Origin of the sequence: Tepidiforma sp. (genome assembly GCF_026419595.1) — a bacterium.
Taxonomy (GTDB): domain Bacteria; phylum Chloroflexota; class Dehalococcoidia; order Tepidiformales; family Tepidiformaceae; genus Tepidiforma.
In genome coordinates this window covers 85,488-103,574 of sequence record NZ_JANZZD010000003.1, presented here as the reverse complement: position 1 = coordinate 103,574, position 18,087 = coordinate 85,488, and the positions used below count along the sequence as shown (strand labels likewise).

Annotated in this window: 19 protein-coding genes; 13 read left to right on the top strand and 6 right to left on the bottom strand. The window is 70.1% G+C overall.

The features are described from left to right. Positions 1-91: 91 nt before the first annotated feature. From N2041_RS02885 to N2041_RS02875, 3 genes are all read right to left on the bottom strand, one after another. Positions 92-3,526 carry an FtsX-like permease family protein gene (locus N2041_RS02885; protein WP_297675624.1) on the bottom strand — a complete coding sequence of 1,145 codons (3,435 nt, stop codon included), beginning with the start codon at positions 3,524-3,526 and terminating at the stop codon, positions 92-94. Positions 3,527-3,532: 6 nt separating this feature from the next. After that, complete coding sequence (locus N2041_RS02880; RefSeq protein WP_297675622.1) at positions 3,533-4,270, bottom strand: ABC transporter ATP-binding protein; 738 nt, start codon at positions 4,268-4,270, stop codon at positions 3,533-3,535. Positions 4,271-4,338: 68 nt separating this feature from the next. Continuing rightward, positions 4,339-4,836: a DUF309 domain-containing protein gene (locus N2041_RS02875; RefSeq protein ID WP_297675621.1), complete on the bottom strand. Its 498-nt coding sequence runs from the start codon at positions 4,834-4,836 to the stop codon at positions 4,339-4,341. A gap of 93 nt (positions 4,837-4,929) precedes the next feature. Between N2041_RS02875 and N2041_RS02870 the strand changes: the two genes are divergently transcribed. The 3 genes from N2041_RS02870 (at position 4,930) to argS (ending at position 7,426) form a co-directional block, all read left to right on the top strand. Next, entirely contained in the window at positions 4,930-5,091 is a 162-nt protein-coding gene (locus N2041_RS02870; protein WP_297675619.1) for a hypothetical protein, read from the top strand. Positions 5,092-5,177: 86 nt separating this feature from the next. Beyond that, positions 5,178-5,720 carry a DUF402 domain-containing protein gene (locus tag N2041_RS02865; RefSeq protein ID WP_297675618.1) on the top strand — a complete coding sequence of 181 codons (543 nt, stop codon included), beginning with the start codon at positions 5,178-5,180 and terminating at the stop codon, positions 5,718-5,720. Between the two features lie 5 nt (positions 5,721-5,725). Further along, a complete protein-coding gene (argS, locus tag N2041_RS02860) occupies positions 5,726-7,426 on the top strand; it encodes an arginine--tRNA ligase (RefSeq protein WP_297675617.1) in 1,701 nt (566 codons plus the stop codon). On the opposite strand, the gene N2041_RS02855 is transcribed toward argS, so the two are convergent. Next, complete coding sequence (locus N2041_RS02855; protein WP_297675615.1) at positions 7,395-8,138, bottom strand: DUF429 domain-containing protein; 744 nt, start codon at positions 8,136-8,138, stop codon at positions 7,395-7,397. The genes argS and N2041_RS02855 overlap by 32 nt on opposite strands. Before the next feature lie 46 nt (positions 8,139-8,184). Here N2041_RS02855 and N2041_RS02850 point away from each other — a divergent pair, with 46 nt between their 5' ends. From N2041_RS02850 to N2041_RS02835, 4 genes are read left to right on the top strand one after another with little or no spacing between them, the layout of a single operon-like run. Continuing rightward, positions 8,185-8,799, top strand: a complete 615-nt coding sequence (locus N2041_RS02850) for a nitroreductase family protein (protein WP_297675614.1) — start codon at positions 8,185-8,187, stop codon at positions 8,797-8,799. Then, complete coding sequence (locus N2041_RS02845; RefSeq protein ID WP_297675612.1) at positions 8,796-9,614, top strand: inositol monophosphatase; 819 nt, start codon at positions 8,796-8,798, stop codon at positions 9,612-9,614. The genes N2041_RS02850 and N2041_RS02845 overlap by 4 nt, the downstream gene beginning before the upstream one ends. 39 nt (positions 9,615-9,653) lie before the next feature. Further along, complete coding sequence (locus N2041_RS02840) at positions 9,654-11,342, top strand: DUF885 domain-containing protein (protein WP_297675610.1); 1,689 nt, start codon at positions 9,654-9,656, stop codon at positions 11,340-11,342. 21 nt (positions 11,343-11,363) lie between these two features. After that, on the top strand, positions 11,364-12,614 hold the full coding sequence (locus N2041_RS02835; protein ID WP_297675609.1) for a competence/damage-inducible protein A: 1,251 nt from the start codon (positions 11,364-11,366) through the stop codon (positions 12,612-12,614). Here N2041_RS02835 and N2041_RS02830 read toward each other — a convergent pair. After that, on the bottom strand, positions 12,590-13,138 hold the full coding sequence (locus N2041_RS02830; RefSeq protein WP_297675607.1) for a hypothetical protein: 549 nt from the start codon (positions 13,136-13,138) through the stop codon (positions 12,590-12,592). The two genes, N2041_RS02835 and N2041_RS02830, sit on opposite strands and share 25 nt — an antisense overlap. 58 nt (positions 13,139-13,196) lie before the next feature. Between N2041_RS02830 and N2041_RS02825 the strand changes: the two genes are divergently transcribed. From N2041_RS02825 to N2041_RS02800, 6 genes are all read left to right on the top strand, one after another. Beyond that, positions 13,197-13,958 carry a sulfite exporter TauE/SafE family protein gene (locus tag N2041_RS02825; protein ID WP_297675606.1) on the top strand — a complete coding sequence of 254 codons (762 nt, stop codon included), beginning with the start codon at positions 13,197-13,199 and terminating at the stop codon, positions 13,956-13,958. A 73-nt stretch (positions 13,959-14,031) separates the two neighbouring features. Then, on the top strand, positions 14,032-14,316 hold the full coding sequence (locus N2041_RS02820; protein ID WP_297675604.1) for a muconolactone Delta-isomerase family protein: 285 nt from the start codon (positions 14,032-14,034) through the stop codon (positions 14,314-14,316). Between the two features lie 5 nt (positions 14,317-14,321). After that, positions 14,322-14,822, top strand: coding sequence for a flavin reductase family protein (locus tag N2041_RS02815; protein ID WP_297675602.1), 501 nt, complete (start codon positions 14,322-14,324; stop codon positions 14,820-14,822). 3 nt (positions 14,823-14,825) lie between these two features. Then, positions 14,826-15,137, top strand: coding sequence for a putative quinol monooxygenase (locus tag N2041_RS02810; protein ID WP_297675600.1), 312 nt, complete (start codon positions 14,826-14,828; stop codon positions 15,135-15,137). A gap of 73 nt (positions 15,138-15,210) precedes the next feature. Next, on the top strand, positions 15,211-15,939 hold the full coding sequence (locus N2041_RS02805) for a Rieske (2Fe-2S) protein (RefSeq protein ID WP_297675599.1): 729 nt from the start codon (positions 15,211-15,213) through the stop codon (positions 15,937-15,939). A 48-nt stretch (positions 15,940-15,987) separates the two neighbouring features. Beyond that, positions 15,988-17,142 carry an aminotransferase class V-fold PLP-dependent enzyme gene (locus N2041_RS02800; RefSeq protein ID WP_297675597.1) on the top strand — a complete coding sequence of 385 codons (1,155 nt, stop codon included), beginning with the start codon at positions 15,988-15,990 and terminating at the stop codon, positions 17,140-17,142. Here N2041_RS02800 and N2041_RS02795 read toward each other — a convergent pair. After that, the gene (locus N2041_RS02795; RefSeq protein ID WP_297675595.1) at positions 17,133-17,993 is read right to left on the bottom strand and encodes a 3-hydroxyacyl-CoA dehydrogenase family protein; all 861 of its coding nucleotides are present in this window, start codon (positions 17,991-17,993) and stop codon (positions 17,133-17,135) included. The two genes, N2041_RS02800 and N2041_RS02795, sit on opposite strands and share 10 nt — an antisense overlap. Between the last annotated feature and the right edge of the window lie 94 nt (positions 17,994-18,087).

Here is an 18,087-nt window from a genome sequence, read left to right as displayed (position 1 = left end):
CCGACCGGGCCGATTCGGCCGGACGCATCCAAAACGACGGGGCTCCCGAAAGGGAGCCCCGTTCGCTTTGCCCTGAGGGGCCGCTGCCGGCCTATTCGTACCGCAGCGCCTCGGCCACCGGCACCCGCGAAGCGCTGCGCGCCGGCAGCACCGTCATCAGCATCGAGGCGCCGAACGCGATCCCGCAGATGACCGCAATCTGCAGCCACGGCACCGCGAAATCAATCTGCTCCGTGCCATCACCGAAGTCGCCCGTCGTGAACAGCACCCAGGCGAGCGACAGCCCGAGTACGAGTCCGACGAAGATGCCGGCGATCGCGATGAAGCCGGATTCCATCAGGAAGCTGAGCGCCACCATGCGCCGCTGATACCCGATGGCCCGCAGCATTCCGATCTGCTGGCGGCGTTCCACCACCGCACGGGACGCGATGACGGCGAGCGCCGCGATGCCCACGATGAGCCCGAGCCCCATGAAGCCCTGGAAGACCAGCAGGAAGCCGGTCTGCTGCCGCTGCTGGTCGGCGAGCAGCTTGTCCAGCGAATCCGCGGAAGCCTGCACCAGCGCCCCTTCGACCTGCTTGGCGTAGACTTCGCTGTCCGTCTCCGGGCGCAGCTTCAGGAAGAACATCTGACCGCGCGCCGCAGGGAACGCCCGCGCCAGCGTCTGCTCCGTGACCACGAGGCCGGTGCCGAAGTCCGGGCTTCCCAGCGAGAAGAACGTGTCCGCCGACTCCTTCAGCTGGCCGATGACCGTCACGGTCGTGACCTCCCCCGTCCCCGGGTCCCGCAGGTCCAGCGTGAACGGTTCGAAGCCATCCGCCAGCGGCTTGAGCCGGAGGCGCAGGTTGTTGCCGCCGAATCCCTGCTGCGAGGCCGTGATGTCGGCCGGCACCAGGGCGAGATTCGGCTCGCTTGCCAGCGCGGCCCAAACGTCCGAGTCGGTGGCGTACCCCGCCGCCCGGTATTTCAGCTTCAGCTCCTGTGCATCGAGGAACCCGGCATCGACGCCGAAGATCTTCACCCGGCTGTACGGAGCCACCTGGCCGTCATCGGTGTTGACGAACCCGTCGCGGTTCTCGACCTCGACCTCCTGCGGGTTGGCTACCCGGGCGATGCCGGTCGCCTCGATCGGCGAAGTGTCGACGCCCGCCGCGGTGAGCGCCGCGCCGAGGTCGTCGATCGGGTTGTTCTCGTTCACCGAGCCGACCACGTCGAATCCGCCCTTCGCCTCGTCGTTCAGGAAGAGCGAAGCGAAATTCGTGTTGATGGTCGACATCATGACGAGCGAGAACATGATGAGCCCGATCATCGCCATCGTCATGCCCGTCCGGAACCGCGACGTCAGCGGATACGCCACGGCGGTCTTCAGCGCGGGGACGATCCGTCCGAAGCGGCTGCCAAGGCTCGCCAGCGCGGGCAGCACGATGTCGGCGTTGTAGACGACGATGAACACCCCGCAGGTCACCATCACGACGCCGCTGAGGAAGAACATCTCGATGTCGCCCTCGAGCGGCCCCGTAATCGGCTCGAGCCACTGGCTCGGCACATACCACAGGGCGAGCAGCAACGCGCTCGTCGCCGTGAACGCCAGCCGTTCGGAGACTCCGAAATACCGCAGGGTGACCGCGGCCCACAGGAAGATGGTGGAGACCCCGAGCAGGAAGAAGAACGCGCTGTCTCGGTCGAGGCCGCCGTAGGTCAGCGCGACGCCCGCGATGCCGAATGCGATGGCCGTCGCTGCCGTCCAGGGCACGCGCACCCTCCACGTCTGGAGCAGCGCCGCGACGAACGCCAGCGGCCAGGCGGCCAGCGCACCGACCGCGAGCCAGCGCGGCAGCGCGTCGGGTTTCCGGTCGCGAACCACGCGCACCAGCAGCAGCGCCGCGGCATACCACGGCAGGATGAGCAGCCAGCCGACGACCGGGAGGAAGATGCCCAGCAGCCACGGCCAGCGGGGCGCCGGCTCGCCGGTCCGCTTCGCCCGCGGCGCGGCGACGTCCGAGTTCCGCAGCAGGTAGAACCACGGGCTGACCAGGCCGAGGACGACGAGCGGCAGCCCCAGTGCGACGCCCGGCGCGCCGAACAGGAAGAACGCCGCCCCGATCGGCAGGCTGAACGCCGCGATGCCGTTGATGGCCGCCCGGTAGTAGCCGCGCCAGGTCGAAGCCTCCGGGTCGACCGGGCTCGTTTCCGGCAGGTCGCGGATCGCCGCCGTGATGTTGATCCGGCTCGCGCGCCACGAGGCGACGAGGATGACGAGGAAGGTCGCGATGATGCCGAGGCAGAATGCCGTCACCATGCTCCGGAGGGTGAACTGGATCGTCAGGTTCAGCCCGAGGCTCTCGCCGCCGAAGTACTGGATGACCTGCACCATCGCCACCGTCACGCCCATCCCCGCGAACAGCCCGACGACGGCCGACCCGAGGTCGTACCCCATCCCTTCGGCGAGGAAGGATTCGACGATTTGCCGGCGCTTCGCGCCGACCGCGCGCGCCATCCCGATCTCCGGCTTCCGCTCGGCCGCCAGCATCACGAAGATGAGGAAGATCAGCAGGATGCCCGCGGCGATCGAGAAGAGCCCGAACACCACGAAAATCGCCGTGAACGCCGAGCCGACCAGCTCGGCCGTGGAAACGAGCCGCTGCTTGATGGGGATGACGCGGTACGGCGTGCCCTCGAGCAGCTGCTCCAGCCGCTCCGTCACGGCATCCGAGCGCTTCAGGCCCCCGTGCGCGTCGCCGACGTTCGAGACGATGACGGCGTCGGCCACTTCGCCCCGCCCGGTGAGCTGGACGAAGGTGTCGAACGCGACCGTCCCGCCGCGCATCGCGAACGGGTCCACCGCCCCGGAGAGCACGTTCGACGGCGTGATGGCGACGACCGTGAACTCGACCGGCTGCCCCTGGTAGAACAGCAGCACCGCATCGCCGACCCGGGCGTCGATCTGCCTGGCGAGGTCCTCGTTGATGGCGATGCTCCGCCCCGTCAGCTGGACAGCCGCGCCGGAGGTGTCCCGCAGGCCCCCGAGCGCCGCCGCATCCGCTTCCCGGAAGGCGACGATACGCGACGACGGCTCGTTGAGCCGTGTCCTCGTGTTGAACACCGGGAGCGTCTCGCGCTGGAGCGGCACGATCGCCTCGATGTCCGGGTCGCCGGCGAGCCGCTGCTTCCAGTCATCGACCGTTGCGAGCGGGATGACCTGCTCCTCCTGCGGTGCGGGGTTCTTTTGCGCATCCCACGAAATCCACTCGTCTGCCTCGCCGAGGATGCCGTACACCTCGGAACTCACGGACGACGTCAGCGTATCCCCCGTGCCGAACGCGGCGCTCATGATGAGCGTGGAGAGCATCAGCCCCACGACGATGAGCGCCGTCTGCGCCTTCCGGCGCGGGATGTTGCGCAGCCCCATCTTGAACATGACGGGGTTGCGCCAGGCGATCCAGCCGATCGCCGCGAAGATGAGCACCGTCACGGCCACGCAAACGGAGGCGATGACGGTCATCGAAACGCCGAACAGTTCGTTCATGGGTCGTTACTCCGCGCCGCTCGCCGCGGCCGCCGCCTGCATCGCCTCGCGGCTGTCCTCCCGGACGATGACGCCGTCGGCCATGTGGATCGTCCGGTGGCAGCGGGCCGCGACCTTCGGGTCATGCGTCACGATGACACAGGTCTGCCGCTCGGCTGCGTTCAGCTCGACGATGAGATCCATGATCTCGTTGGCCGTTTTCGAATCGAGCGCTCCCGTCGGCTCGTCGGCCCAGACGATCGACGGGTGGTTCACGAGCGCCCGTGCGATGGTGACGCGCTGGCGCTGGCCGCCGGACAGCTGCGCCGGCCGCTGGTTCGCCCAGGCCCGCAGACCGACGCGGTCCAGCGCTTCGAGCGCAAGCTCGCGCGCGACCTTCGGCCGCGTCCCCGAGACGATGAGCGGCAGCTCCACGTTCTCCACCGCGCTGAGCACCGGCAGCAGGTTGTACGTCTGGAAGACGAACCCCATGTCCCGCGCCCGGAACTCGGTCTTCCGGTCGTCCGGCATGTGCGCGATGTCCTGCCCGGCGATGTACACGGCGCCAGAATCGAACTCGTCCAGGCCCGAGAAGCAGTTGAGCAGCGTCGTCTTGCCGCAGCCGGACGGCCCCATGATGGCGACCATTTCGCCGCGGCGGACCTGCAGGCTTACGCCGCGGAGCGCCTGCACCTGCACGGTGCCGGTGTCATACGTCTTCACCACATCGCGCGCATCGATGACGACGTCGTCGAATTCGTTCATTGCGATTCCCCCATTCGAACTCGGGTCGAGGCCCGCCGGGCGGGCCGTTGTTGATGAGCCGGGGCGCGTCAGGCAGCCACGGTGACTTCCATGCGGAGCGCCTTTCCGGTCTCGTCGAATCCCCACGCCTTCCAGCGCTGCGCCTCCGCGGCTTGCGCCGCCGGGTCGAAGGCCAGCACGGGCCGCGCATCCAGCGGGAATCGCTGGATGCCGGCAGCACCGAGCGTTTCGAGCGTCTCCAGTGCAAACGTCAGCCAGGCCGCCAAAGGTTCCACCTCCATCCCCATGACTGGCCCCGGGCGGTAGGGCGCGAGGTACGCCCCGGCCGTCTGCAGCAGCCGTCGCGCCCCGGGGTAGCCGCCCCGCGAGAGGTGGACGCAGGCAGCCGCCGCCTGGATGAGCCCCTTGTAGAAGTCGCGCACCGGCCCGCGCTCGAACTGCCAGACCTCCTCGAGGTGCTCGTGCGCCTCGTAGAACCGCCCGGCGTTGAAGTCTGCGCAGTACCGTTCGAAGGCCTCCGGCACGACGAGCACCTTCCGCACGAACTGCTTCCTGCGCTGCTGCATGTCATCCACCTTACAGGCCGAATTGAGATGACCAAAAGCACCGGGCAAGGGAGAATCCGTCCTGCTGACAGCCTCTGACAGGAGCCCGGAGCCATGGCCGACCATCACCACGCCCCCGCCGACCCGAACGCCGCCCCGATGCACACCGACGTGCGCGAATCGTTCGACCCCGGCGCCGTGGCCTTTTGCTACATCCTCGCGGTCATCGCGCTCCTCGCCGGGCTCGTGTCCGGGCTCGTCTTCATCAACGATTAAGAATTGGCTGGCTTACCAGCCAGTATTTTCGAAGAACTTCACGTAAGTTCGGCCTCGGCGGGCGCACCGGCATGTATCATCCGGAAATGGACGTCCGCAGCGCTCGCGCCACTCCCGGGAGCCGGGTCCTCCTCCGGGCCACGAAGTACGACGGCACCGCCCACTGGATTCAGCCCTTCCGCGTGGTCGCCGACGACGGCAACCTCCTCATCACGTCCTACCGCGCCCGGACGCCCATCTACACCTCCCGCGGCGAATTCCGCTCGCCGTACGACTCCGTCGTCTACTTCTGGCGCGACCGCTGGTACAACGTCTTTCGCCTCTCCCGCCCGGGCTGCCCGACCGCACTCTGGTACTGCAACGTCACCACGCCGCCAACGTTCGACGGCTGCCAGATCGGCTACGTGGACCTGGACCTCGACGTGAAGGTCTATCCCACCGGCTGCATCGAGCTCCTCGACGAAGACGAGTTCGAAGCGCATCGCGAAAAGTACGGCTACCCGGACGACCTCGTGGAGCGCGCCCGCGCAGCCGCGGACGAGGTCGCGCAGCTCGCCCGGGAGCACCGCTTCCCCTTTGCCTGCAGCGCGGAGCCGATGCGCAATCGTCCGAGCCACCGTACGCTGTAGGCTCGATGCCCGATACCCGCACCATCCGCCCGTACCTCGAAGGTCTCGTCGCCGCGGCCGCCAAAGCCGCTGTCGCGGCCGGCGACCTGCCGGACGTCGCCATCCCGGGCGCTGCCATCGAACGGCCCAAGGACCCGGCCAACGGCGACTTCGCCTCCACGCTCCCGCTCCGGCTCGCGCGCGCCGCGATGCGGCCTCCGCTCGATATCGCTCGGGCGATCGTCCACCACCTCCCGGCCGACCCGGCGATCGAGCCGCCGGCGGTCGCGCCGCCGGGCTTCATCAACTTCCGCCTCTCCCAGGCCTTCCTGCAGGACCAGGTCGAGCACATCATCGCGGCCGGCCCGGCCTACGCCGACCTCCAGCTCGGCGCTGGCCGCTCGGCCCAGGTCGAATTCGTCTCCGCCAACCCGACGGGCCCGCTCCACGTCGGCAACGGCCGGGGCGCCGCGATCGGCGACGCCCTCGCGAACGCGCTCGCCGCTGCCGGCTACCGGGTCGAGCGCGAGTACTACATCAACGACGCCGGCACCCAGACGGACAACTTCGCCGAGACGCTCTACGCGCGCTACCAGCAGCTCTTCGGCCGCGACGTGCCGCTGCCCGAGGACGGCTACCCCGGGGCGTACATGGTCGAGCTCGCCGAGGAAGTCCGCGCGCGCCACGGCGACGCCTTCCTCCGGCCACCGGGCGAACCGATGCCGCCCGAGCTCGGCCAGCTCGGGATCGAGCTCATGGTCGGCCGCATCCGGAAAACACTCGAAAGCTTCGGCGTCCGGTATGACCGCTGGTACTCGGAGAAGTCGCTCTATGAACCCGGCGGCGCCTACGAACAGGCGATGGCCATCCTCCGCGATGCCGGGATGCTCGTCGAGCGCGACGGCGCCCTCTGGTTCGCCTCCAGCGAGCTCGGCGAGGACAAGGACAACGTCGTCGTCCGCTCCGACGGCCGCCCAACCTACTACGCCAGCGATATCGCCTACCACTGGGACAAATTCCTCCGGCGCGGCTTCGACCTCGTCATCGACGTCTGGGGCGCCGACCACCACGGCCATGTCTCGCGCCTCAAGACCGCGACGAAGGCCGTCGGCGCCGACCCGGAGGCCCTCCAGATCCTCCTCTACCAGCTCGTCACCCTGAAGCGCGGCGGCGAGGTCGTCCGCCTCTCGAAACGGAGCGGCGAGATCATCACCCTCGATGAGCTGGTGGAAGAGGTCGGCGCCGATGCTGCCCGCTTCTTCTTCCTGCTCCGCTCCCCGGGCGCCCAGATGGACTTCGACCTCGACCTCGCGGTCAAGCAGTCCTCGGAGAATCCCGTTTATTATGTCCAGTATGCTCACGCCCGGCTCTGTTCGATCCTCGAACGCGCCCGGGAGCAGGGGCTGACCCCCGACGGCGGCAACGTGCGCCTCCTGACGGCGCCCCACGAGCTCGCGCTCATCCGCGAGATGATGCAGCTGGCCGACGTCATCGAGAACGTCGCGACCCGGTTCGAACCGCAGCATCTGCCGCACTACGCGCAGGATCTGGCGACCGCCTTCCACGCCTTCAACGACGCGTTCAAGCAGCAGAACGACCCGTCACTCAAGGTCATCACCGAGGATGCGGAGCTGAGCCGGGCGCGCCTCCGGCTCGTGCTCGCGGCGCGGATCGCGCTCGCCCGGGTGCTCGGGCTCATGGGGATGTCCGCTCCCGAGCGGATGTAGCAGCCGCCCCCGGCACCGCGATTAGCCCCCCGGCCGCGCTGCCGAACAGGTCGCCGGGCTGCAATCCTTCGTAGGCGGCGACCCACGCCGCCAGCGCACACGCCGCCGCATCCAGCCGGTCCTCCAGCTCCTTGAGCGCCCGCCCGGTGGCGCAGCTCCCGGCCGTCACTGCCGGCGGCTCGATGTCCAGCTCGAGGCCCCGCCGTCCCAGGGCGGACCTCAGGAGGTTGGCATACTCCGCCAGTCCCGCCTGCCGCCCTGCGAGCGTGCCGCGCTTGTACGCCGGCGGGCGCGCCGCGCCCATCACGGTCACCGTCAGCGCCCGCGGGAACGTTTCGAACGCCACCCGCGGCCCCGCGGCGCGCCCGGGCGATGGCGCCAGCTCCCAGCCGGCCGCGCGCAGCAGTCCACCCAGCGCAGGTCCAGCAGTAAACCCCTTCCGTTCCAGGAAATCGCCCCCGACCTGGTAGGCCATCACCCCCGAGCGGCCGAGCCCCCGCGCGAGTTCGGCCTCGGCCGTCCGTCCCGGCTCCGCCGAGAGGGGCGCATCGATACCGGCGACCACCGGCGGCTCGAGTGAGCCGAGCCATGCCGCTGCGTCCCCCGGCCCGGCGACCGCCGTCCACGTGGCGACGCGGCCATCGGACTCGACCAGCGCGAACCCCGACGGCCGCCGCCCCGTCCACGAGAGATCGATGCCCGCACAGCGCACGGCCTCACGGTAGCTGCCTCCCTGCGCCTGTGCCACCATGTTCGCCGTGGACGGCCTCCTCCCCGCGATCCGCACCCGGCGCGCCGGCCGCGCCTTTCGCCCCGACCCGGTCCCGGCCGGCCTCCAGGAGCTGCTCTGGGAAGCCGCCGCGCTTGCTCCCAGCCACGGCAATACCCAGCCGACCCGCGTCCTCGTGGCAGCATCGGAGCCCGCCCGGCAACGGCTCATCGCCGCGCTCAACCCGGGCAATCAACACTGGGCGGCCGCCGCCCCGCTGCTGTTCGCCCTCGCGGCCGACCCTGCGCACGACGTCACCATCGACACGCCGGGGCACTCGCCCCGCGAGCTGTATCCTCTCCACGTCGGTATCGCGCTGGGATTCCTGATGCTGCAGGCCGAAGCGGTCGGCCTCACCGCCCATCCGATGGCCGCCTTCGACGAGGCCGCCGCCAGCGCCGCCTTCGAGGCGCCGCCGGGCGTCCGCATCCTTGCCGTCGTCGCCTGCGGATTCCCGGGCGACCCCGGGGGGCTCCCGGCCGACCTCGCTGCGAAGGAGGCCTCCCCGCGCGACCGCCTCCCGCGCGAGCACCGCGTCGGCATCGACCGCTGGAGCGCCGCTCTCTCGGTGAGCGCCCGCGCCTTGAGGAAGCGCGGCCCGTGAACGACGCTCCGCCGCCGCTGCCGGTCGCTCCGGACGGCACCCCGGCGCTCGAGGCGGCGCGCGCCTGCGCCCGCCTGGCCCGAGATATCGCCCGCGCCGCTGCCGGCCGCGCACCCGTCAGCGCGGTCAAAGGCCGCGGCAACGTGGTCACCGAAACCGACGTCGCCGTCGAGCGCGCCGTCATCGAATTTCTTCGCGAACGGTTCCCGGGCCATGCCATTCTCAGCGAGGAGACAGCCGCGGCGACCCGCTCCGCGGGCTGGATGTGGGTCATCGACCCCATCGACGGGACGAAGAACTTCTCCCGCGGCCTGTCCCACTTCGCCTTCACGCTCGCCCTCTGCTTCGACGACGTGCCGCTGCTCGGCCTCACGACCCATCCCATCACCGGCCTCGAGGTTGCCGCAGTCGCCGGGAGCGGCTGCTTCGTCGACGGCGCGCCCGCGCGGCTCCGCCCGTGCGGCAGCGTCGCTGAGGCCGTCCTCGCGATGGACCTCGGCTACGACGCCGAGCGCGCCCGCGGCCAGCTCGCGCTGGCGTCCCGCCTCTGGCCCGGCATGCAGTCGCTGCGCATCCCGGGGTCCGCTGCCCTCGGCTTCGCAGGCCTCGCCGCCGGCTGGTGGGACCTCTACGTCCACGCCGACCTCCAGCCGTGGGACGTCGCCGCCGGGCTCGTCATCGTCCGCGAAGCGGGCGGCGTCGTCGTGGGGCCGGGCGCCGAACCCGCGTCGCTCCGTTCCGGAGCGGTCATCGCCGGCACGCCAGCAGCCGTCGCGGACCTCCGGCGGCTGGCAGCAGCCGCGCCCGGGGCGTAGAACTCCGCTATCTCCCACAGGGCCCGCCCGGAGGTTGCCGTGACCCGCATCTACGACCTCGCCAGCCAGTTCGTCGACGAACTCGCCGCCGCCGACCCGGTCGCCGCCACGATGATGGGCGTCCCCGGCCACGACGACCGGCTGACCGATTACAGCCCCGAGGGGTACGCCGCTCTCGCCAGCCTCCGGAAGCGCTACCGCAGCCTCCTCGCGGCCGCCGAGCCGGCGGACGACCGCGACCGCATCGCCCGCGACGGCATGCTCGAATACCTCGAGCTCCGCGATGCGCTCGACGATGCGGGCGAGCACTTCTACCTGAGCGGCTTCCGCAACCCCGCGACGACGATGCGCATGGTGTTCGACCTCATGCCCCGCGCAGTGGAGGCGGACTGGGCCGTCATCGCGCGGCGCATGGCCGCGTACCCCGCGGCGCTCGCCTGCTACCGCCAGCTCCTCGAAGAAGCGCTCGCCCGCGGCATTCCCAGCCCCCGCCGGCAGGTCGCGGAGGCCATCCGCCAGCTCCGCGTCTACGCCGGCGAAGGCGGCCCCGGCTACTTCCAGCGGCTCGCGGCCGACGCGCCGGCGGACCTCCCCGCGGCACTCCGGGACGACCTCGCGCGCGCCGCCGATACTGCAGCGGCCGCGATGCTCGAATTCGCCGCGTTCCTCGCCGGGCCGTTCGCCGCCGCAGCGACCGACCGCGACGGCGTCGGCCCCGACCGGTATCAGCTCGCCGCCCGCGTCTTCAACGGCATCGAACTCGACCTCCTCGAGACCTACCGCTGGGGCTGGGATGAACTCCACCGCATCGAGGCCGAGATGCGGGCGACCTGTGAGCGGATTCTCCCCGGCGCTACGATCGCCGAGACGCGCGACTTCCTCGAACGCGACCCCTCCCGGGCGATCGAAGGGGTCGAAAACTTCCGCCAGTGGATGCAGGACCTGCAGGACCGGACGATCGCCGAGCTCGATGGGCGGCACTTCGACATTCCCGAACCGGTGAAGCGCATCGAAGCGATGATCGCCCCGCCCGGCGGCGCCCTCGCGATGTACTACACCCCGCCCTCCGAAGACTTCTCCCGCCCCGGCCGGACCTGGTATCCCACCGGCGGCAAGACCCGCTTCCCGCTCTGGGGCGAAGTCTCCATCGCCTACCACGAGGGCGTCCCCGGCCACCACCTCGAACGCGCCAACGCGAAGTACCTTGCCGACCGGCTTTCGCGCTTCCAGCGCCTGCTCGGCGGAACCTCCGGGTACGTCGAAGGCTGGGCACTCTACGCCGAACGGCTCATGGCCGAGCTCGGCTACCTCGAAGTGCCCGATTACTACCTCGGCATGCTCCGCGCCCAGGCGCTCCGGGCCGTCCGCGTCATCGTCGATATCGGCATGCATCTCGAGCTCGATATCCCGCGCGGGCAGGACTTCCACCCGGGCGAGCGCTGGAACGCCGGCCTCGGCCAGCAGTTCTGCGACGAACGCTCCCAGTTCCCGCCCGACTTCATGGCGAGCGAGGTCATCCGCTACCTCGGCATGCCCGGCCAGGCCATCAGCTACAAAGTGGGCGAGCGCTGCTGGCTCGACGCGCGCGACCGCGCCCGGCGGCAGCTCGGCTCCGCGTTCGACCTCAAAGCGTGGCACAAGGCGGCGCTCGACCTCGGACCGATGGGGCTCGCCCAGCTCCAGCGCGAAGTCGGGCGGCTGTCCGGCGGCGCTTCCCCCGCCGACTGACCGGACGTAGACTTGCCGGCCGTGAAGGCAGAAATCATCGCCATCGGCACCGAGATCCTCCTCGGCGAAATCGTCGATACCAACAGCGCCTATATCGCCCAGCGACTCCCGGAGCTCGGGATCGACCTGCTGTACACGTCGGTCGTCGGCGACAACCTGGGCCGCATCGTCGAGACGCTCGAGCGCGCGTGGAACCGCTCCGACCTGGTCATCACGACCGGCGGCCTCGGCCCGACCGATGACGACCTGACCCGCGAGGGCGTCGCCCGCGTCCTCGGCGAAGAGCCGTACGTCGACCCGGACCTCGAGCAGCGCGTCCGCGCCTGGTTCGCCGGGCGCGGCTACCCGATGCCGGAATCGAACATCAAGCAGGCCTGGCTCATCCCCAGCGCGCGCCCCATCGAAAACCCCCGCGGCACGGCGCCGGGCTGGTGGGTCGAACGGGACGGCCACCTCATCATCTGCATGCCCGGCGTCCCCGCCGAGATGGAGCGGATGTGGACGAAGGAGGTCGCGCCGGAACTCGAGCGCCGGTTCGCCGGCGAGGTGCTCGTCACCCGCACGCTCAAGACGGTCGGCATCGGCGAAGGCACCGTCGACGAGATGGCGCGGCCGCTCTACGCCACCCCCGGCATCGGCATCGGCACCTACGCCCGCGCCGACGGCGTCCACCTCCGCATCGGCGCCAAGGCACGCACCCGCGAAGAGGCCTGGGCGCGCATCCGCCCCGTCGAAGAAGAGCTCGAGCGCATCTTCGGCAACGCCATCTGGGGCAAAGACGACGACACCTTCGAAGGCCATATCGCCGACCTCATGCACGAGCGGCGCGCTACCCTCGCCGTCATGGAGTCGTGCACCGGCGGCCTCCTCTCGAGCACGCTGACTGACGTGCCCGGGGCCAGCTCCTACTTCATCGCCGGCCTCGTCACCTACCAGACCGAGCAGAAGATCGCGTTCGGGGTGCCCGCCGAGGTCATCGCGGAGCACGGCGTCGTCTCGCAGGAGACGGCGAAGGCGATGGCAGCCGCCGCCCGGGAGCGGATCGGCACCGACTACGGCATCGGCATCACCGGGGTCGCCGGCCCGGACCCGCAGGACGGCATCCCGCCCGGCACGGTCCACGTGGCGGTCGCCACCCCCGACGGCGAAACGTACGTCCTGACGACCTCGATGAACCAGGGCCGCCAGGCGGTGAAGCGCCGCGCCGTCACGACGGCGATGCTGCTGCTCCGGCGCGCCCTCCTCGGTCAGCTCGCCGGCCGCCCCTCCTGAGCCAGCCGCACGAGCTCCTCCACCGCTTCGCTGACCGACCGCACGCGGGTGATGTTCGGCCCGGCGAGCCACCGGTTTCGCCCCCAGTCGACCAGGTAGACGCGCGGCAGCAGCTCCGCCAGCCACGTCGCCGTGAACGGGTCGTCCTCGAAGTGCGCCAGCGGGCCGAGCCCGCCGACGACCCGGGCCTTGAACTGGGCGGACGTCTCCGCGGGCGACGGCCGCATTTCGATGCGCGGGACGCGGCCGAGGTATCGCTGGAACCAGCGTTCGGTCAGCGGCCGCGCCTGCTCGCCCCGCGCGGTCACGACCACGCATTCGAACATCTCGGAAAGCCGGGAGAACGCCTCGAGCGCGCCCGGCATCGGCTTCCGGCCGAGGTAGCGCCAGCCCTCGGTAAGCCAAAGGATGCCGCCTTTCCCCTGCGCATCCCGCCGCTTATGTCGCCCGCTTCCCGGGTTGATGCCGAACGGCGGCCGACAGAGCACACCGTCGAGGTCGAAGGTCAAGAGCGGACGCGCCATCCTCCCGAGCCTAGCGCCTCTGGCGCGTAGAGGCGCTCTTTGCCAGCGTAACCCGCGCATGGACCTTCTCACCGGCCTGGGACTGGCCGCTGCAGCTTTTGCGGCCGGGGCCATCAACGCCGTCGCGGGCGGCGGCTCCCTCGTCAGCTTCCCCGCGCTGCTGGCGGCCGGCTACCCCTCGAAAGCCGCGAACGTGACGAACACCGTCGCGCTCTGGCCCGGCTACGTCGGCGGGAGCATCGGCTACCGCGGCGAGCTGCGCCGCCAGCGGGGGCGCGTCATCGCCCTCGCCGCGCCGTGCATCGCCGGCTCCCTCGCCGGCTCGGCCATCCTCCTCTTGACCCCGGAATCCGCCTTCGACGCTATCGTCCCGTTCCTCATCCTGTTCGCCTGCGGGGTGATGGCGTTCCAGGGCCCGCTCTCCCGGCTGGCCCGGACCGCCCATCCGCCGCCCGGGGGCGAAGCGCGGGTCACGCTGCCGCTCCTGGCCGCGGTCTTCGTGCTCGCCATCTACGGCGCCTACTTCGGCGGCGGGCTCGGCATCATCATGCTCGCCACCCTCGCCATCCTGCTCCCGGACGACCTCCAGCACTCGAACGCCCTCAAAGGCCTCCTCTCGGCCGTCATCAACTTCGCCGCGGTCGCCTATTTCGCGCTCTTCGGGCCAGTCGCATGGGGTGCGGTGCTGGTGATGGCGGCCGGCGCGCTGGCCGGCGGCTACCTCGGCGCGGGGCTCGCGCGGCGGCTCGGGCAGCGCTGGCTCCGCATCGCCGTCATCACCTACGGCGTCGCCGCCGCCCTCATCCTCCTCGCCCGGTAGTAGTCCCGCCGTTTCGCCCCGCTCATCGGGCGCGGCTATACTTGCAGCCACGTCCAACCCCCAGGAGCCCGACATGCTGTTTTCTGTCCGGCTGGTTTCCCGGCAGCCGCACGATATGCCCTCCGACCAGTGGCAGGCCCTCGTCGCCGAGCAGCTGCGCGCCGTGAAAGTCCAGTACGACCAGGGCAAAATCCGGGCGATCTACCGCGAAGCCGGCATCGGCGTGCTCGCTATCTACGACGCCGCCGACGCGCGCGAAATGGATACCCTCATCGCCTCCCTGCCGCTCGCGCGGTACTTCGTCGAGACGACCGTCCACGCGCTCTGGGACATGGTCCCGTCGCTCCCGCCGGCCTGACTGCCATGACTGCTCCGACCCTCTCCATCGACGACTTCAAGGGTGCGCTCGGCTCCTGGGCCTCGGGCGTCACGGTCGTCACGACCGAGCTCGACGGGCTCGTCTACGGCATCACGGTCTCCAGCTTCTCCTCCCTCTCGGTCGATCCGGTCCTCGTCCTCGTCAGCCTGGCCGACACCAACCACCTGCCGCGGATGATTCGCCAGTCCGGGCGGTTCGCGATCAGCATTCTCGCGGAGGGCCAGGAAGACGTCTCGAAGTACTTCGCGACCTCCGGCCGCGACCCCGCGCCCGCCTTCGACCCGTCCATCCCGACCGAGCGCTGGGTGACGGGCTGTCCCCTCATCCCCGGCGCCATCGCCCAGCTCGACTGCGAACTCCACGAAGCGCTGCCGGGCGGCGACCACACCATCGTCGTCGGCCGCGTCGTCGGCGCCCGGTTCGACCCGGACCGCGCGCCCCTCATTTACTTCCGCCGCGCATATCGCTCGCTTGCCGAGAGGTAGCAGATGGCCGTCAAAGTCGTCATCGAACGCCGCGTGCTCCCGGGCCGGGAACGGAACGTCCTCGAACTCCTGCGGCAGCTGCGCATCCGCTGCCTCGATGAGCCCGGCTACATCTCGGGAGAGACTCTCCGCGACAGCGAAGACCCCCACAACATCGTCGTCATCAGCACCTGGTTCGGCCTCGGCGACTGGAAGCGCTGGTCGCAGTCGCCCGACCGCCGGGAGTTCGAATCGCGCATCCGCCAGCACCTCGCTGCCCCAGAACGGGTGCGCGTTTTGCTCGAAGGCCTCTCGGAACAGCTGTCCGGTGCCTGATCTGCTCACCCGGTCAGCCGAAACTTTGCGCAATTCTGCACAAGCGGGGTAGTATCCCGTCGGAGGTTTGCCCGTGTCACCTGCCCTGGCTTTCCTTGGTGTTTCCATCCTCGGCACGTGGGGAATCGCGAGTATCGGGCTCATCGCCGGCGGCATCATCCTGCTCTTCTTCCCCGGCGACCCGGTCACCGCGTCCGACAACACGCTCGGGGGCATCGTGCTGCTCGTCGCCGGCCTCATCTCCGGCGGGCTCATGCAGGTCGTCGTGTCGCCGCTCCTCGGCCTCGATGCCCCGGTGCCGATCCGCGCGAAGGAGATCCGCCCGCACGCGCAGATGACCCGCTGGGCGAAGGTCGGCCTCCTGCGCGACTTCCCCGACGGCCTGCCGAAGGAGGTGCGCGCCCGCGCCCAGCGCGTCGTGCTCGTCCGCACCGGCGAAACCGTTCACGCGCTCAACGCCCTCTGCTCGCATGCCCGGCTGCCTCTCGCGGGCTTCCCCGGCTCGCCGATCCGGCCCGAGCCGATCAAGGACAACTGCATCATGTGCCCGTTCCACGGCGCGCGGTTCGATCTCGAGACGGGTAAGGTCGTCCGCCAGCCGTTCTCCAGCCAGTTCAACAACGAGCACCCGTTCCTCGGCGGCATCCAGTCGAAGCTGTTCCGGCTCCTCCGCTTCATCCCGATGCCGTACCAGGCGTTCCCGGTGCCGAAGTTCGCCCGCCCGACGCTCACCGCCGAAGACATGCAGACCTATCCGGTCAAGGTGGAAAACGGCGAAGTCTACGTCGGCCTCCCGCGCTAGGCGCGCATCCGCTTCCCCGCGCACCGTTCATCGGGCATGCTCTCGGGCATGCCCGATCTGCTTTCCTGGCGGTCACGCTTCCCGATCCTCGCGAAGAAGACGTACCTCATCAACAACTCGCTCGGCGCGATGCCCGATACGGTCCCGGCCGCGCTCGCCGAGTACACCGGCCTCTGGGCCGAAGAAGGCGTCGTTGCCTGGGACACCTGGCTCCCGGAAGTCGCGGGCGTCGCCGCCATCCTCGAAGACATCATCCGCGCACCCCGCGGCTCCATGACCATGTGCCAGAACGTCACCAACGCGCTGGCGGCCATCCTCTCCTGCCTCGACTACGAACCGCCGCGGAACCGGCTCGTCTGCTGCGCCGGCGAGTTCCCGACCGTCGAGTATCTCCTCGACGGCCAGCGCCGTCTCGGCTCCGAAGTCGTCCGCGTCGGGGCCGACCCGCTCTCCTTGCCCGCTGAGCAGCTGCTGGAGGCCATCGACCACCGGACGCTCCTCGTCGTCGTCTCGCACGTCCTCTTCCGGACCGCCGAACTGGTCGACGTCCGCCCCATCGTCGAACGCGCGCACGAGTACGGCGCGCTCGTCGTCCTCGATGCCTACCAGTCGATGGGCTCGGTCCCCTTCGACGTGATGGAACTGGGCGTCGACTTCCTCGTCGGCGGGTCCGTCAAATGGCTCTGCGGCGGGCCCGGAGCGGGCTACCTCTACGTCCGGCCCGACCTCGTCGAGCGGCTCGAACCGCGCATGGCCGGGTGGTTCTCCCACGCCCGCCCGTTCGGCTTCGAGCCGCCGCCGATCGTCTACGCGCCCGGCATCGGCCGGTTCCTCGGCGGCACGCCCAACATGCCCGCCATCTACCAGGCGCGCGAAGGCTACCGCATCATCCGCGACGTCGGCGTCGAAGCAATCCGCGCAAAGGCGCTGCACCAGTCACAGCTGCTCATCGACGGTGCGCTCGCGCGCGGCCTCACCGTTCGCACCCCGCTCGACCCGGCTCGCCGCGGCAACCACGTCACCGTCGACTTCCCGGGCGCCGAACAGGTGAAGGACGAGCTCATCCGCCGCGGCTTCGTCATCGACCACCGCCCCGGGGCCGGCATCCGCATCGCCCCGCACTTCTACAACACCGACGAAGAGTGCCTCGCCATCCTCGACGAAATCGCGGGCATCCGGCAGACGATGCCCGTTCAGCCGTAGCGGAAAAAGCCGCGCCCGGTCTTCCGTCCGAGGTGGCCGAGGCTCACCAGCCGGCGCAGCAGCGTCGGCGCCTTGAACCGCGGTTCGCCGTACTCCTCGAACATGCTCTCCGCGATCGCCTTCAGCGTATCCAGCCCGATGAGGTCGGCCGTCGCGAGCGGCCCCATGGCGTGGTTCAGGCCCACCCGGCAGGCGAGGTCGATGTCCTCCGCGGATGCTACTCCGGTCTGCAGCAGTTCGATGGCGTCGAAGATGAACGGCACCAGCAGCCGGTTGGCGATGAAGCCCGGCGTATCCTTCACCTGCACCGTCACCCGGTCGAGCTGCTGACAGAACTGCAGCGCGTCCTGCAGCGTCTCCTCCGTCGTCGACGCCGTCGAGACGATTTCGACCAGCTTCAGCGCCCACGGCGGGTTGAAGAAATGCAGGCCGATGACCCGCTCGGGCCGGCCAGATGCGGCGGCGAGGTCGCTCAGCGGCAGCGAGCTGGTGTTGCTCGCGAGCAGGGCGTCGGGCCGGCAGACCTCGCCGAGCCGCCGGAACAGCCTCGTCTTCACGTCGATGTCCTCCACGACCGCCTCGATGACCGCCTCGACGCGCGCGACCGAACGCAGCTCGTCGATGTCGGCCGCCCCGCGGAGCCGCTCCGCCGCTGCCTCGGCCGATTCCGGGCTGATGCGTCCCCGCTCAGCCTCCCGCGCGAGCCGGCCGCGAATGCCCTCGATCGCCTTCGCCACCCGCGTCTCGTCGACGTCGACGAGCGTCACATCGCAGCCGTGGTACGCCGCGACCTGCGCGATGCCGCTCCCCATGAGGCCCGCGCCGATGACCCCGACCCGTTCGACCCGCATGCTGCCCTCCGCGGATCCTATCGATCCATACGCGCCAGATATCGCAAACTCTCCCGCTGCGGTCAAACTGGCCGCCCGTTCAGCCAACCCCTTC

What these genes read in the sequence shown, in the direction of transcription:
- N2041_RS02795 (WP_297675595.1), bottom strand. Translation starts at nt 17,993, where the DNA reads ATGCGGGTCGAACGGGTCGGGGTCATCGGCGCGGGCCTCATGGGGAGC.
- N2041_RS02815 (WP_297675602.1), top strand. Translation starts at nt 14,322, where the DNA reads ATGACTGCTCCGACCCTCTCCATCGACGACTTCAAGGGTGCGCTCGGC.
- N2041_RS02820 (WP_297675604.1), top strand. Translation starts at nt 14,032, where the DNA reads ATGCTGTTTTCTGTCCGGCTGGTTTCCCGGCAGCCGCACGATATGCCC.
- N2041_RS02870 (WP_297675619.1), top strand. Translation starts at nt 4,930, where the DNA reads ATGGCCGACCATCACCACGCCCCCGCCGACCCGAACGCCGCCCCGATG.
- argS (WP_297675617.1), top strand. Translation starts at nt 5,726, where the DNA reads ATGCCCGATACCCGCACCATCCGCCCGTACCTCGAAGGTCTCGTCGCC.
- N2041_RS02875 (WP_297675621.1), bottom strand. Translation starts at nt 4,836, where the DNA reads ATGCAGCAGCGCAGGAAGCAGTTCGTGCGGAAGGTGCTCGTCGTGCCG.
- N2041_RS02880 (WP_297675622.1), bottom strand. Translation starts at nt 4,270, where the DNA reads ATGAACGAATTCGACGACGTCGTCATCGATGCGCGCGATGTGGTGAAG.
- N2041_RS02830 (WP_297675607.1), bottom strand. Translation starts at nt 13,138, where the DNA reads ATGGCGCGTCCGCTCTTGACCTTCGACCTCGACGGTGTGCTCTGTCGG.
- N2041_RS02825 (WP_297675606.1), top strand. Translation starts at nt 13,197, where the DNA reads ATGGACCTTCTCACCGGCCTGGGACTGGCCGCTGCAGCTTTTGCGGCC.
- N2041_RS02810 (WP_297675600.1), top strand. Translation starts at nt 14,826, where the DNA reads ATGGCCGTCAAAGTCGTCATCGAACGCCGCGTGCTCCCGGGCCGGGAA.
- N2041_RS02800 (WP_297675597.1), top strand. Translation starts at nt 15,988, where the DNA reads ATGCCCGATCTGCTTTCCTGGCGGTCACGCTTCCCGATCCTCGCGAAG.
- N2041_RS02885 (WP_297675624.1), bottom strand. Translation starts at nt 3,526, where the DNA reads ATGAACGAACTGTTCGGCGTTTCGATGACCGTCATCGCCTCCGTTTGC.
- N2041_RS02865 (WP_297675618.1), top strand. Translation starts at nt 5,178, where the DNA reads ATGGACGTCCGCAGCGCTCGCGCCACTCCCGGGAGCCGGGTCCTCCTC.